11 protein-coding genes are annotated in these 13,891 nt (G+C 49.1%); 3 read left to right on the top strand and 8 right to left on the bottom strand.

Translation table 11 applies throughout. The features are described 5' to 3' along the window. Positions 1 to 30: 30 nt before the first annotated feature. From A8O23_RS07850 to A8O23_RS07840, 3 genes are all read right to left on the bottom strand, one after another. On the bottom strand, positions 31 to 573 hold the full coding sequence (locus A8O23_RS07850) for a hypothetical protein (RefSeq protein ID WP_066619142.1): 543 nt from the start codon (positions 571 to 573) through the stop codon (positions 31 to 33). Positions 574 to 759: 186 nt separating this feature from the next. Continuing rightward, the gene (locus A8O23_RS07845) at positions 760 to 2,145 is read right to left on the bottom strand and encodes a dihydrolipoamide acetyltransferase family protein (protein WP_066619140.1); all 1,386 of its coding nucleotides are present in this window, start codon (positions 2,143 to 2,145) and stop codon (positions 760 to 762) included. Positions 2,146 to 2,316: 171 nt separating this feature from the next. Beyond that, on the bottom strand, positions 2,317 to 3,579 hold the full coding sequence (locus tag A8O23_RS07840; protein ID WP_066619138.1) for a competence/damage-inducible protein A: 1,263 nt from the start codon (positions 3,577 to 3,579) through the stop codon (positions 2,317 to 2,319). 60 nt (positions 3,580 to 3,639) lie between these two features. On the opposite strand from A8O23_RS07840, the gene A8O23_RS07835 reads away from it, so the two are divergent. Further along, a complete protein-coding gene (locus tag A8O23_RS07835) occupies positions 3,640 to 4,380 on the top strand; it encodes a DUF4197 domain-containing protein (protein WP_066619136.1) in 741 nt (246 codons plus the stop codon). 368 nt (positions 4,381 to 4,748) lie between these two features. Further along, complete coding sequence (locus A8O23_RS07830) at positions 4,749 to 6,032, top strand: erythromycin esterase family protein (protein ID WP_066619128.1); 1,284 nt, start codon at positions 4,749 to 4,751, stop codon at positions 6,030 to 6,032. Between the two features lie 657 nt (positions 6,033 to 6,689). Here the strand turns inward: A8O23_RS07830 and A8O23_RS07820 are convergent. Genes A8O23_RS07820 through A8O23_RS07800 form a run of 5 tightly spaced genes read right to left on the bottom strand, consistent with a single transcriptional unit; the run spans position 6,690 to position 10,860 of the window. Then, positions 6,690 to 7,331, bottom strand: coding sequence for an ABC transporter ATP-binding protein (locus tag A8O23_RS07820; RefSeq protein ID WP_066619124.1), 642 nt, complete (start codon positions 7,329 to 7,331; stop codon positions 6,690 to 6,692). Further along, the gene (gene lpxA, locus A8O23_RS07815; RefSeq protein ID WP_066619122.1) at positions 7,321 to 8,112 is read right to left on the bottom strand and encodes an acyl-ACP--UDP-N-acetylglucosamine O-acyltransferase; all 792 of its coding nucleotides are present in this window, start codon (positions 8,110 to 8,112) and stop codon (positions 7,321 to 7,323) included. Before lpxA ends, A8O23_RS07820 begins: the two co-directional genes overlap by 11 nt. Then, a complete protein-coding gene (locus A8O23_RS07810) occupies positions 8,109 to 9,503 on the bottom strand; it encodes a bifunctional UDP-3-O-[3-hydroxymyristoyl] N-acetylglucosamine deacetylase/3-hydroxyacyl-ACP dehydratase (protein WP_066619120.1) in 1,395 nt (464 codons plus the stop codon). Before A8O23_RS07810 ends, lpxA begins: the two co-directional genes overlap by 4 nt. 31 nt (positions 9,504 to 9,534) lie before the next feature. Beyond that, the gene (lpxD, locus tag A8O23_RS07805; protein ID WP_066619118.1) at positions 9,535 to 10,557 is read right to left on the bottom strand and encodes a UDP-3-O-(3-hydroxymyristoyl)glucosamine N-acyltransferase; all 1,023 of its coding nucleotides are present in this window, start codon (positions 10,555 to 10,557) and stop codon (positions 9,535 to 9,537) included. Positions 10,558 to 10,566: 9 nt separating this feature from the next. After that, positions 10,567 to 10,860, bottom strand: coding sequence for a hypothetical protein (locus A8O23_RS07800; protein ID WP_153042117.1), 294 nt, complete (start codon positions 10,858 to 10,860; stop codon positions 10,567 to 10,569). Between the two features lie 63 nt (positions 10,861 to 10,923). Here A8O23_RS07800 and A8O23_RS07795 point away from each other — a divergent pair, with 63 nt between their 5' ends. Then, positions 10,924 to 13,797: a TIM-barrel domain-containing protein gene (locus tag A8O23_RS07795; RefSeq protein WP_066619115.1), complete on the top strand. Its 2,874-nt coding sequence runs from the start codon at positions 10,924 to 10,926 to the stop codon at positions 13,795 to 13,797. Positions 13,798 to 13,891: the final 94 nt, after the last annotated feature.

Raw genomic sequence — 13,891 nt, 5'->3', positions numbered from 1 at the left:
CCCTAATTTCTTAAAAACAAACCAAAAAAGCTAGATAGTATAAGAATCAAGCCTGGTCCAGGAGATGTTGCCGTTTTCTACGCTGTATCTGAGCAACAGGTGGCCGCCGTTGTGTCCGTCTTCAAAATAGGCGAGGGCGTGGCGGTCGTTTAAAATGCGGATGTCTCTGATGGCCATGGTGCCGCCCATAGTACCGGAAGTGGTGAGCAGGCTTTTCTGCTTGCGCATAAGGTCATTCATCAAATCAGCTTCCGGGTTTTTAAGTCCTTTCCGCTTTAGTCTTTGCACATCTCCATTGCTCAAACTACCTAGTTCGTCTTCAAAGGCGGCAGATTCTGGTGGCGTGACTTTAGTGTCATCCGGTGACGTGTCAACCTGTGGGGTTACAGGTGAGATAGGGGTGAGCGAGTCAACGTTTGGTCGGTGGGTGTACCGGCGCACCTGTTCTTCCAGGCTAGTGACCTTTTCTTCATACACCACCAACTGGCTTTCGGCTTTGCTCATGCCCCAATAAAAGTAAATGGCTAAGAATAAGAAGAAAGCAGTAAGAATAAGAAACAGGGTATTTTTCATAGTGTTAGGTCAGGTTTTGCCAGCCAAGATAAAGCTTTTACTATATTCTAGGATATCGAGTTTTGCAATATGTGTTTTAGGGCTGATTTTCTTAAAACAGGCAGAAAACAGAACGGCTCTCTGTTTTTGCAGAGAGCCGTTCTGAACCGGAAACGAAAACATCGTCACATCTCCACATTTCCAGATTTAGATGGATTGATTCGGGTCGAAAGCCTCAAGGTAATCGGCTACGCGGCGAACAAACATACCTCCCAAAGAGCCGTCTACCACGCGGTGGTCATAGCTGTGCGACAGGAACATAAACTGGCGGATGCCAATTAAATCGCCTTCCGGAGTTTCAATTACGGCTGGTTTCTTTTTGATAGCGCCCACGGCCATAATGGCTACCTGCGGCTGCATAATGATAGGCGTACCCATCACGTTGCCGAAAGAACCTACGTTAGAAATGGTGTAGGTAGGGTCTGACAGGTCAGCTGGCGTGAGTTTATTGATGCGGGCGCGGTTGGCCAGGTCGTTCAGCTTTTTAGACAAACCGTTCAGATTCATCTGGTCGGCATTATGAATAACCGGCACAATCAGGTTACCGCTCGGCAAGGCAACGGCCACGCCAATGTTGATGTCGCGCTTCTTAATGATTTTGTCACCGTCTACGCTCACGTTAATCATCGGGAAGTCTTTAATAGCTTTCACGATGGCTTCAATAAAAATAGGCGTAAAGGTGAGGTTTTCGCCTTCGCGCTTCTTGTAGGCGTCTTTATTTTTATTCCGCCAGTTCACAATGTTGGTCACATCGGCCTCTACAAAAGAGGTGACGTGCGGTGAAATGCGCTTGCTGTCTACCATGCGCTGCGAAATCATTTTCCGCATGCGGTCCATCTCTATAATCTCTACGTTGCCGCTGTAGGACTGGGCCGGAGCCGATGGGGCAGAAGCTGGTGCCGAAGCGGCCGGTTGTGGGGCAGATGGCTGAGCAGGTGCTTGTGCCTGTGGTTGGACAGCTGGCTGTGGCTGAGCCGGAGCAGTTTGGGCGCCGCTTTGGCGGTTAGCCACATACTCCAGAATATCTTTTTTAGAAACACGTCCTTCTTTGCCGGTACCCGGAATATACTCCAGTTCCTGCATTGAAATACCTTCCTCGCGGGCAATGTTCAGTACCAGCGGTGAATAGAATCTACCGGATGCCGGCTGCTCCAGACGCTGTGTCGTTTGGGCGGAAGCCTGCGGTGCCTCGGCTGGATGGGCGGCGGGCTGGGTAGTAGGTTGTGCTGCTGGGGCAGATGGTGCTTCTGATGCTTGTGCCGGAGCAGAAGTAGAGGAGCTGCCTTCATCGCCGCCAGTGCTAATTACTGCAATGGGAGCGCCTACGGCCACTACCTGACCCTCTTGTACCAGAATCTCTTTCAGTACACCGCCTTGAATGGCAGGTACTTCAGTATCCACTTTGTCGGTGGCTACTTCCAGTACAGATTCATCTTGCTCAATGGTGTCACCTACTTGTTTCAACCATTTAAGCACGGTACCTTCCATGATACTTTCGCCCATTTTGGGCATCACCATTTCTACAAGGGCCATATTGTCAGTATTGGGGTTATCAGTTAAAAATAAACAGAAACCGTGGTGTCTGTGAGATGAAGGCAAATAGTCTTCTATGCAATGTTACAGAAAAACCTGAAACCAAACAGGCAAACAAGGCAGAGAATCCTGAAAAGCTAACATCTGTTAGGCAAAATTAGAGATTTTTGCTTATTGGTCAACGGTTGGCGGTAAACTTTGCCGGATTAGGTTTAGCACCTGTAGGGTGGTGTACTCTATGTTGAGCAATCGGGTTTTGTTGTAGTTAATTTTGCGGGCTAGGGTTTGGTGGGCATCAGAATAGGCAATCCAAATGGTGCCGACGGGTTTTTCTGGGGTGCCACCGTCTGGCCCTGCAATGCCACTGGTGGCCACACCAATGTCGGTTTTCAGCAGGGTACGCACCCCTTCAGCCATTTGCTTGACGGTTTCTTCACTTACAGCGCCATGTTGAGCCAACGTTTCTGATTTCACCCCCAATTGCGCCGTTTTTACGTCATTGCTGTAGGCTACCACACTGCCCATGAAATATGCCGAGGAGCCGGGCACGCTGGTGAGTTTATGTGCCACCAATCCACCGGTGCAACTTTCAGCTGTGGCAATGGTCAGGTTCTGTTTTTTGAGCAGTTGGCCTATGGCTTCTTCTAAGGTTACTTCGCCGTAGGCAAAAATGTATGGCTGAATCAACAGGCTTAACTGTTCTATTTGCGCTTGCATGAGGGGCTCCAGATTTTCTTCGGCGGTAGGCACACCGGTTAGCCGCAAACGCACCCCCGCAAGGTGTGGCAAATATGCCAGTTTCAGGTTGGGGGGCAGGTTATTTTCCCAATCGGCAATGGCTTCGGCTAAAAATGATTCGCCTATGCCAATGGTCTGTACCACTTTGTGCACAATTTTTGGCAGCTGGAAGTGGGATTGCAGGAGCGGCAGCACGGTATCGGTCATCATGCGTTTCATTTCAAACGGCACGCCAGGCATAGAGCAAATCAAGGTGTCTTGCTCCTGAAACAGCATTCCGGGTGCAGTGCCTAACACATTTCTGATGGGGGTGCAGGTAGCCGGAAGGAAAGCCTGTTGCCGGTTTACCTCCAGCATAGGCCTGTTGTAGCGTTTAAAAATGGCTTCTACATCGTCTAAAGAAGGCTGGTGCAATTGCAGCTCGGTTTTAAAGTATTCGGCAAGAGTGTGTTTGGTAAGGTCATCTTTGGTTGGGCCCAGTCCGCCGGTCATTAATACCACATCCGCCCGTTCTATGGCCGCCGACAAGGCTTCACAAATGGCCTCTCTTTGGTCAGAAATACTGGTTATCTGTTTAATTCTTATGCCAATTTTGCCCAGTTCCTCGCCCATCCAGGCCGAGTTGGTGTCAATGACCTGTCCGTACAGAAGTTCATCACCAACGGTGATAATTTCTGCCAATATATTTTTTTTCATTTCTTTGGTCTGATTTATGCGTAGGGTACTTTACCAACTTTTAACACTATGAACGCACGTATGAGCAAACTTATATCGCCAGCTTTTGTTTTGGCTGTACTCGCTTTTATTGGCCTTTCCGGTTGCACCGCCAGCCAGATTCAGCAAACCATGGACGGAATCAATGGTACCGTAGGCGCCAACCGACCTTTGACCCAAACCGAAGTTGCCTCGGGTCTGCGTGAAGCCCTGGCACAAGGAATTAACAGAGGAGCTACGCAGGCTTCGCAAACCAACGGGTTTTACCAAAACAGCCTTATCCGTATTCCGTTTCCGCCTGATGTGCAGCGGGTAGAAAATACGCTTCGCAATGTAGGGCTGGGCGACCAAGTTGACAAGTTTATTCTCACGCTCAACCGTGGGGCCGAAGACGCAGCAAAAAGCTCAGTGCCTATTTTTATGAATGCTATCAGGCAACTCACGTTTAACGATGTCTGGAACATTTTAAGAGGCGAGAAAGACGCCGCTACCCAGTTTCTGCGCCGCACCACGACTGACCAACTGACGCAGGCTTTCCGGCCCATCATGAGCCAGTCGCTAGATAAGGTGAACGCCACCAAGTATTACGCTGATTTGGTGAACCAATACAACCGCATACCGCTAGTGCAAAAGGTTAATCCAGATTTAGAGGCCTATGCCACCCAAAAAGCCATTGACGGATTATTCTTATTAGTTGCCCAGGAGGAAGCCAACATCCGCGAAAACCCTATTGCCCGCACCACCGAGTTATTACGCCGTGTGTTTGGCGGTGCCGCTAATTAGATTTACTCTTGTCGCTAAAGAAGCCTCATTCCTTTTTGGAGTGGGGCTTTTTTGTTTTAGGTCTGTTTTTGTAAAAATAGGCCTAAAACAAGAAGTCTCACTGCCCGTGCCAACCTGTGATAGGTGATAATTATGGCGTAAGGGCGGTTGATTTGAGACAGAAAGTATATTAAAAATGATATATTTAGCTGAGGGAGTGGCGATTTAGAAATGTAGGTCCTGGTTTTTGATAAAAGCTTTGTTCCGCCCGTTGCTAAACCTGACTTTTTATGATTTTGTAATATTTTTTTAAAAAATGGTTTAAATCAGGCAAACCTTATGAAAGCAGGAGGGGTAAAAGGGCAAGTAATTCTTTTACCGCTTTATCCATGACATACACTAACTTGCCATACCATAGGCTGGAGAACAAAGCTGATTTAGATGTTTTATTAGATGATATAGGAGATGCCCGTATTGTGATGTTGGGGGAAGCCTCACATGGCACGTCTGACTACTACGCCTGGCGTACGGCTATTTCTAAAAGACTGATAGAAGAGAAAGGCTTTACCTTTATTGCCGTGGAAGGCGATTGGCCCGACTGCTATCAGGTAAACCAATTCATTAAGGGTTATTGTAAGCCAGGTACTAAAGTGTCTGACGTGCTGAAGCATTTTAACCGGTGGCCTACCTGGATGTGGGGCAACTGGGAAATTGCGGCGCTGGTAGAGTGGCTGAAAGAACACAACGACCACCCCAACAACAAGAAAGTAGGGTTCTATGGCTTAGATGTGTACAGCCTCTGGGATTCTCTGCAGCGTATCATGAAATACCTGGAGAAGAAAGACGGCCAAGCCGTAAAAGCCGCGAAAGAAGCCTTTAAATGTTTTGAACCTTACAGCTCAGACCCGCAGGATTATGCCAGAGCCGTGGCTTACGTCTCAGAAGATTGCGAGGAAGAAGTGCTTGAACTGCTGAAGGAAATGGCACAGCAACAGCACAAAAATCCTGCTTCTAATCCAGAGTCTGATTTTGATGCTGAGCAGAATGCCTTGGTAGCGGTTAACGCTGAGAAATACTATAAGACCATGGTAAGGGGCGGCGGAAACTCATGGAACGTGCGCGACACGCACATGATGGAGACGCTGAACCGCCTGCTTGAATTCCATGGCCCTGACTCCAAAGTAATTATTTGGGAACACAACACCCATGTAGGCGACGCCCGCTTCACCGATATGGCCCGTGCCGGAATGGTAAACATAGGTCAGCTGGCCCGCGAGCAGTACGGCCGTGAAAACGTGTACTTAGCTGGTTTCGGGTCTTATGAAGGTACCGTCATTGCCGGCGACTCTTGGGGTGCCCCAATGAAGAAGATGGAGATGCCACCTGCCCAGGAAGGTTCTTGGGAAGATTGGCTCCATAACTTGGGCGCCACCGACAAGCTCCTGCTTTCCCGCGAACTCCGCGAAATTGACGAAGCCCGTCAGCAGATAGGGCACCGCGCCATTGGTGTAGTCTATGACCCTAACCGCGAAATGTTCGGCAATTACGTACCTACCATCATTCCGGAACGGTACGACGCATTCTTGTACTTAGAGGAGACCGAAGCCCTTCGGCCGTTCATCCTTAAAACAAAGGAAAAGGAGCCCCCAGTGCTGTATCCGGCTAATGAGTAACTGGTAAAACTTGGAACGTTTTTTGTATTAAGACTGAAAGGTAAGAGGTCTGTAATTAGACTTCTCTTGTAGATATATGCTTTGCCCAAAGCAAAGCCCTGCGCCACCTTACTACATATATGGGAAAGCCACCACTTGCGGTGGCTTTTTTACTTTTAAAGCTGTTTTGGGGCTGATTTTTGGAAAACAGGCCGAAAACGACAGTCTAGCTTTTTATTTTTTCAGTTGCTGTTATTATCAAAGTGAGCAAAGAGCATACTCCCACTTTGAAGGGGGCGAGGGGGATGTTTAGAAAGGAGAGCACGCATTGCTGATGTAGGGATAGGTCGCGACCTGTCCTTTGCGCTAGGAGAGGTATTTGGTTCGCAATGTAACAAGAGAAATTGCCAGTTTATTCTTTTAGGGCTGGCTTGGCTGCTGCGGCTACCGGATTGGACAGGTCGCGACCTGTCCTTACAGTCGAGAAAGTCATGGCTAAAACGTGTAAACATTTCTGCCCCCTTCAATGGGTGAATCGCTTGTAGTGTGCTGAATTGGTAGGCAAACGATACTGGCACAGACACTCGCAGGTCTTGGAGACACTGCGAGGTCTTTTTGAGCGGGCGCATTCTGTTTTAGCCCTCTTTTTTGAAAAACAGCCTGAAAACAGGAAAATACCTATAGCTTCTTCCGTCCCTGTGCCTTATAATGAAACTGGTTTATTGGCAGTTGCTCCTCGCAGAAACTGTATTCATGCGGTACATTTGAGCCGATAATGACCAAACGATTCCTGCGGTTCTGGTGCAGGTGCTCTAGATACCACGCCACGCCATCTTGGTCTAAATTGGTGGTAGGTTCATCTAACAGCAACAGGGGAGTGTCGGAGTAAATGGCCAACCCCAGTTTCAGCCGTTGGCGCATACCTGAGGAAAAATCGCGCACCAGTTTATGGCGGGAGGCTTGAAGGTTGAGGAGGTCGGGGAGTTGCTGGGGGGTAATGTTCCTAAGTGCCTTGAAGCGGGTGTGGAATAGTATCATCTCCTCCAGTGTGAGTTCCTCCAGTAAGTCTTGATAGGGCGCTGCAATAGAAAGGTAACGATACAACTCCTCAACAGTCACGGCTCTACCATTCACCGCATAATCAATTTTACCCTCAGAGGCTAACTGGAAACCGCTCAGGATAGAAAGCAAAGTGGATTTCCCGGACCCGTTGTGCCCCAAGATGGCATACGCCTTGCCTGTGGTGAACTCATAGGACAGATTCCGGAAAATCCACTCGTAATTAAAACGCTTGCCTAAATTGGAAAGCTTAATCTGCATCGCGCTGATAGCCTTTGATAATGCCGCGGCCAGAGTTACGCACAAAATTTACAATCTCGTCGCGCTCCGGGCTAGGGGAAAGGTCTAGCTCTATTCTATCTACAGCAGAGGCAGTGTTCAAGCCGCTCATGAACAAAATGCGGTAGATTTGCTGAATATCGTTGATTTGTTCGTTGGTGAAACCTCTCCGGCGCAAGCCAATGGAATTTACCCCCGCATAAGCCAATGGCTCACGGGCGGCTTTTATAAACGGAGGAACATCTTTACGTACCAAAGAACCACCAGAGACCATGGCGTGGGCACCAATGCTCACGAACTGGTGCACCGCTGACGTGCCCCCAATAAACACGTGGTCATGCACCAGAATATGACCTGCCAACTGCACGCCATTTGCAACAATCACGTTGTTCCCAATAAGGCAGTCGTGCGCCACGTGCACATAAGCCATGATAAGACAGTTCTCACCAATGGCGGTGGTGTTTTTATCAAGGGCCGTACCGCGGTTCAGGGTCACGCACTCTCTAATGATGGTGTTGTCGCCAATCTGTACGGTAGACGGTTCGCCTTTGTACTTTAAGTCTTGCGGCGGGGCCGAAATTACCGCACCCGGAAAAATGCGGCAGTTTTTGCCAATGCGGGCGCCCTCCATGATGGTTACGTTGGGGCCTATCCAGGTTCCTTCGCCAATTTCCACGTCTTTTGAGATGGTGGTAAATGGCTCAACCACTACGTTCTGCGCAATTCTGGCTTCGGGGTGTATGTAAGCTAGGGGTTGGTTCATGCGTCTTTTCTTACGATGCTGGCAGACATCTCTGCTTCCATTACTAATTGGCCAGCCACGTAAGCTTGACCTTGCATTTTCGCGATACCACGCTTTATTGGAGCCAGCAGTTCACATTTGAATATGATGGTATCGCCGGGTATTATTTTTCGACGGAACCGGCACTTGTCAATTCCTAAAAAGTACGTCCAGTAATTCTCTGGGTCTGGCACGGTGTTCAGCACCAAAATGCCGCCAGTCTGGGCCATGGCCTCTATCTGGAAAACCCCCGGGAAAACAGGGTTACCCGGGAAGTGGCCCTGAAAAAATGGCTCATTTACTGTGACGTTCTTGATACCGGTAACGGTGGTGTCATCTAGGTGAATGATCTTATCAATCAATACAAATGGGTACCGGTGCGGCAGCGTCTGCATGATTTTGTTGATATCCATGACCGGGGTACGCTTTGGGTCATACATCGGCGCATTTTTCACCATGGTCTCGTTTATGTACTTCTTTATCTTCTTAGCGAAAGCTACGTTAGAAGCATGCCCTGGTCTGGCAGCCAAAATCTGGCCTTTCAGCGGACGGCCAACTAGTGCTAAGTCGCCAATAAGATCCAGCAGTTTGTGGCGGGCAGGCTCGTTTTTGTAACGCAGGTCCACGTTGTTCAGAATGCCTTCTTTCTTTACTCTAACCTTAGGCTTCTTGAGCAGATCAGATAAATAATCCAGCTCGTTTTCTTCCACCACGCGGTCTACCACTACAATGGCATTGCTCAAATCGCCACCTTTGATAAGGTTTTGCTTGTAAAGCATTTCCAGCTCGTGCAGAAAGCAGAAGGTGCGGCAAGAGGCTATCTCATCTTTGAACTGGTTCAGGTCCGTTAAAGAGGCATGCTGGCTGCCCAAAACCGGAGAATGGTAGTCTACCATAACGGTTACGCGGTAATCGTCTAAAGGCAGAATGGCGATTTCTGTTTCGCGGGAGCCGTCTTTGAACCTGATTTCTTCGGGTACCTCAAAGAAGTTGCGAAGCGCGTTCTGTTCTTCCAAACCAACGTCTAAAAGCGGCTGCACAAAAAGAATAGAAGAACCATCCATGATTGGGGGCTCGGGGCCGTCAATTTGAATGAGCACGTTGTCTATTTCCAAGCCAACCAAGGCAGCCAAAACGTGCTCAACCGTGTTTACGCGTGCTCCGTTCTGCTCAATGGTGGTTCCGCGGGAAAGGTCTACCACATTATCTACGTCAGCATCTACAATGGGCTGGTCAGGCAAATCGATGCGTTGGAATTTGTACCCGTGGTTGATGGGGGCAGGCATGAAAGTCATGTTAGACACTACCCCGGTATGCAATCCAATACCAGATACCGTCACCGGCGCCTTAATGGTATGCTGTTTATCGTTCATGAAGCACGTAATAGGTAAAGAGGGGTTAAAGTTAAAGCTTTTCTCTGAGTTCCTCTATCTGTTTCTGCAACTCAGGCAGTTTCCGGAACACGGCCATAGCCCTGAGATTCTGTTTATAATCAAACGCAGGGGCTCCCTGCACAAAGGTTCCCTCTTCTTTTATGTTCTTAGAAATGCCTGATTTTGCCCCAACAATGGTTCTGTCGGCAATAGAGATATGGCCTACCACGCCCACCTGTCCGGCAATGGTGCAGTAATTCCCTACTTTAGATGAACCCGCAAAAGCGGTTTGGGCGGCTACTACGGTGTGGCGCCCAATTTCCACATTATGGGCTACCTGTACCAAGTTGTCGATTTTGGTGCCCTCCCTTATAATGGTGGAACCCATAGTGGCACAGTCAACAGTGGTGTTGGCGCCAATGCGTACATTATCTTCCAGTACTACGTTGCCGATCTGTGGAATGGCTTTGTAACTGCCGTCTTTCTGAGGCGCAAACCCGAAGCCGTCAGAGCCAATCACCGCCCCGGCATGTAGCGTGCAGTAGCTCCCAATAACCGAATCAGGATACACTTTCACACCAGCGTAAAGCACTGTGTTATTGCCAATGGTCACGTTGTCACCAATGTACACATGCGGGTAAATATGCACGCCGCTACCAATTTTACAGTTTTTACCTATATAAGAGAAGGCGCCGCGGTAATGTTTTTCCCCGATGGTGGAATTATCGCCTATGAAGCAAGGTTCCTCCACACCCTCGCGCATGGCGGCAAGTGCATTCTGGTACACCTCTAGCAAAGCAGAGAAGGCCGTGTAAGGGTCTTCTACCTGAATAAGATTGGTATTTACAGCCTGCTTGAGCTCCAGATTCTTTGACACAATCACGGCCGTGGCACCGGTAGTGTAGAGAAAGTGCTCGTATTTGGCGTTTGAAAGAAAAGAAAGAGCGCCCGGGGCACCTTCCTCTATCTTGGCGAGTCTGTTTACTTTGGCGTTCCCGTCTCCTTGTACCTGGCCCTGGAGTAAATCAGCAATTTGTTGTACCGTAAATTCCATGGGGCAAAGTTACAGAAACAAATGATATGGTGCCCACCCCACAATGCCCAAAGCGCAAAGAGTCTGCCGGAGTGGGTAGCGCGATATAGGAGAGATGACAGGTGCTATGCCTACTTGCTTTTGGCTTGCTTTCTGAATTACAGGCCCAAAACAGAGCCATACCAATTGTGCCGTAAGTGAGGGAGGAGTTAACCTGTAATCCCAAAGGTGCGAATCTCCTTTGTAGCTGTTAACCAATTCAGCCCCCATAGGAAACATTTGGTGCCTGCCTGCTTTTTCTATCCTACTTATCTTTAGGCTCATTAAATTATCTGTTTTTGCAGAGCTGCAAGAAATAACTGTTTCTGCCAAAAGATTAGCCATTCCATGAATAAATTTATGCTACTGAAGTTCAAAAACATCATTTGCTTTACGTTGCTCATTGGGCTGTTCTCTTTCCAAAAACCAACCGGCAAAAACTATGAGAAGTTAAAAGATGGTGTGTTGGTGAATCTGAGTACGAAATCCGCCGGAGCGCCTCGGGCTGTTAAAGTGCGCGTTGTCGCAGATAACATTATTCACGTATCGGCTACGCCGGAAGAGAACTTTGACCAAGAGCCCAGCCTGATGGTACTGGAAAACAAAGGTGCTGCACCAAAATGGCAGCTGCAGGAGAAAGGAAAGACGCTAGTGCTTTCCACTAATAAACTTCGGGCAGAGGTATCTGCTGAGACTGGGGCGGTAACGTTCTATGACAAAAACGGCAAGAAGCTACTGCAGGAGAATAACCAGGGACAAAAGGTTTTTGTGCCCGTAAAGCTGGACAATTCGCAAAGCTACCAATTGCACCAAGGGTTCAATGTGGCGGCAGACGAAGCTTTCTACGGATTGGGCCAACACCAGGCGGGGCTCATGAACTACCGCGACTGGCAGGTGGATTTAACGCAGTACAATTCAGTGGCGGTGGTGCCATTTCTGGTGTCCAGCAAAAACTATGGCATTCTCTGGGACAACTATTCCATCACTAAGTTTGGCGATGTGCGCCCGTACCGGCAATTGTCAGCGCTGAAACTCTATGGCAAAGATCAGCAGCCAAGTGGCCTCACGGCTACCTATGCTTTTGACCTTAATACGGGCAAGGCGCCCATTGTGCGGCAGGAGCAGGAAATCAGCTATGAGTTCTTAGAAGATCAGACAGAGTACCCCGCAGGATATAAGTTGGAAGGTGGTCTCATGACCTGGGAGGGCTTTCTGGAAAGTGATGCTTCTGGTGTGCACCGTTTCGAGATGCCATCCAGCGGCTACGTGAAAGTATGGATAGACGGCAAACTGCTGCTGGACCGCTGGCGCGAAGCATGGAATCCGGGGCTGTCAGTGTTTAAGCATGAGCTGAAGAAAGGACAGAAGCATGCTTTCAAGCTTGAGTGGAACCCAGACGGCAACGTGTCTTATCTGGCGCTTCGGTATTTGCCACCCATTCCGGCCGCTGACCTGAACAAAATTGCCTTCTCTTCTGAGGCCGGTGATATCCTGAACTACTATTTTGTGCACGGTCAGAATATGGACGAAGTTATTTCCGGCTACCGGCAGTTGACAGGCAAGGCGCAGGTAATGCCTAAGTGGGCCATGGGCTTCTGGCAAAGCCGCGAGCGCTACAAAACCCAGCAGGAGCTGCTGGACGTGGTGAAAGAGTTCCGTAAACGGAAGATTGGGCTAGACAATATTGTGCAGGATTGGTCTTACTGGAAAGAAGACCAATGGGGGAGCCAAGAGTTCGATGAAACCCGTTTTCCAGACCCTAAAGGAATGATTAAAGAGGTGCACGACCAAAATGCCCACTTCATGATCTCCACCTGGCCCAAGTTTTATGAAGGAATTGAGGCATACAAAGCCTTCGATGAAAAAGGCCTGCTTTACAAAACCAGCATCAAAGAGCAAATCAGGGACTGGATTGGCCAAGGCTATGTGTCTACGTTTTATGATGCCTTTAACCCAGAGGGGCGCAAGTTGTTCTGGAAACTACTTGACGAAAAACTCTACCACCTGGATATTGACGCTTGGTGGCAAGACGCCTCGGAGCCAGATATTCTTTCCAACGCATCTATCCCGCACCGTAAGGCACTTATGAACCCGACGTATCTCGGCCCTGCTACCAAATACTTCAACGCGTATGTGCTGCAGCATAACAAGGGTATCTACGAAGGCCAGCGCAGCAGTAACCCCAAAGACCGTGTGTTCATTTTGACCCGCTCGGCTTTCGGAGGATTGCAAAGGTACGGGGCCGCCACTTGGAGCGGTGACATTGCCGCCACCTTTGAGGAAATGGGTCGTCAGATTCCTGCTGGCCTCAACTTCTCCTTGTCGGGCTTGCCGTATTGGACGACTGATATTGGCGGCTTCTTTGTGGAAAATAAGTACGACCGAGGACCCATGACCCCAGCCGCGCAGGAAGAATGGCGCGAGCTCAATACCCGCTGGTACCAGTACGGCACGTTCACGCCGCTGTACCGCTCGCACGGGCAGTTCCCGTTCCGCGAGGTATTCAACATTGCCCCTGAAGACCACAAGGCCTACCAGTCTATTGTGTACTACAATAAATTGCGGTACCGTCTGATGCCGTACATCTACTCGCTCACCGGCAAAGTGTACCATGAGAACGGAACTATCATGCGACCGTTGGTGATGGATTTTAGTGCAGATAAAAATGTGCAGAACATTGGCGACCAGTTCCTATTCGGGCCGAGCCTGCTGGTGAATCCAGTGTACGAAAAAGGGGCCACCAAACGCAACTTGTATCTACCCGCTAACACCGGCTGGTACAACCTTTATGACGGAACCTATCAGCAAGGCGGTCGCCAGATTTCTGCCGATGCGCCTTACGAGCGCATGCCGCTCTTCGTGAAAGAGGGCTCCATTCTGCCGTTCGGGCCGGAAATTCAGTACACCACAGAAAAACCGGCAGAGACCATTATGCTCTATGTGTACGGTGGCAAAGATGCCCAATTTGAGCTGTACGAAGATGAAAACACGAACTACAACTACGAGCAAGGAAAGTTCTCCACCATTCCGATCACCTACAACGAAGCCACTAAGACCTTAACGGTTGGCAAGCGCCAGGGCGAGTTCAACGGAATGTTAAAGAACCGCACTTTTCATGTAGTGTTCGTGCAGCCTGGCAAATCAAAAGCCATGGATTTTGACGCCAAGCCAGATGCCACCATTGTCTATAATGGTGAGGCGAAATCGGTGAAATTGAAATAAGTTCAACTACAAAGAGATGTCCCAGTTCCAAAATGCATGTAAGCAGATTCTGGCGCAAGCGTCCGCTTGTGTCCGCACGCATTGTAACACTGCA

The organism is Rufibacter roseus, assembly GCF_001647285.1.
Taxonomy (GTDB): domain Bacteria; phylum Bacteroidota; class Bacteroidia; order Cytophagales; family Hymenobacteraceae; genus Nibribacter; species Nibribacter roseus.
The sequence above is the reverse complement of the archived record's forward strand: the minus strand, read 5'-3'. Positions and strand labels throughout refer to the sequence as shown.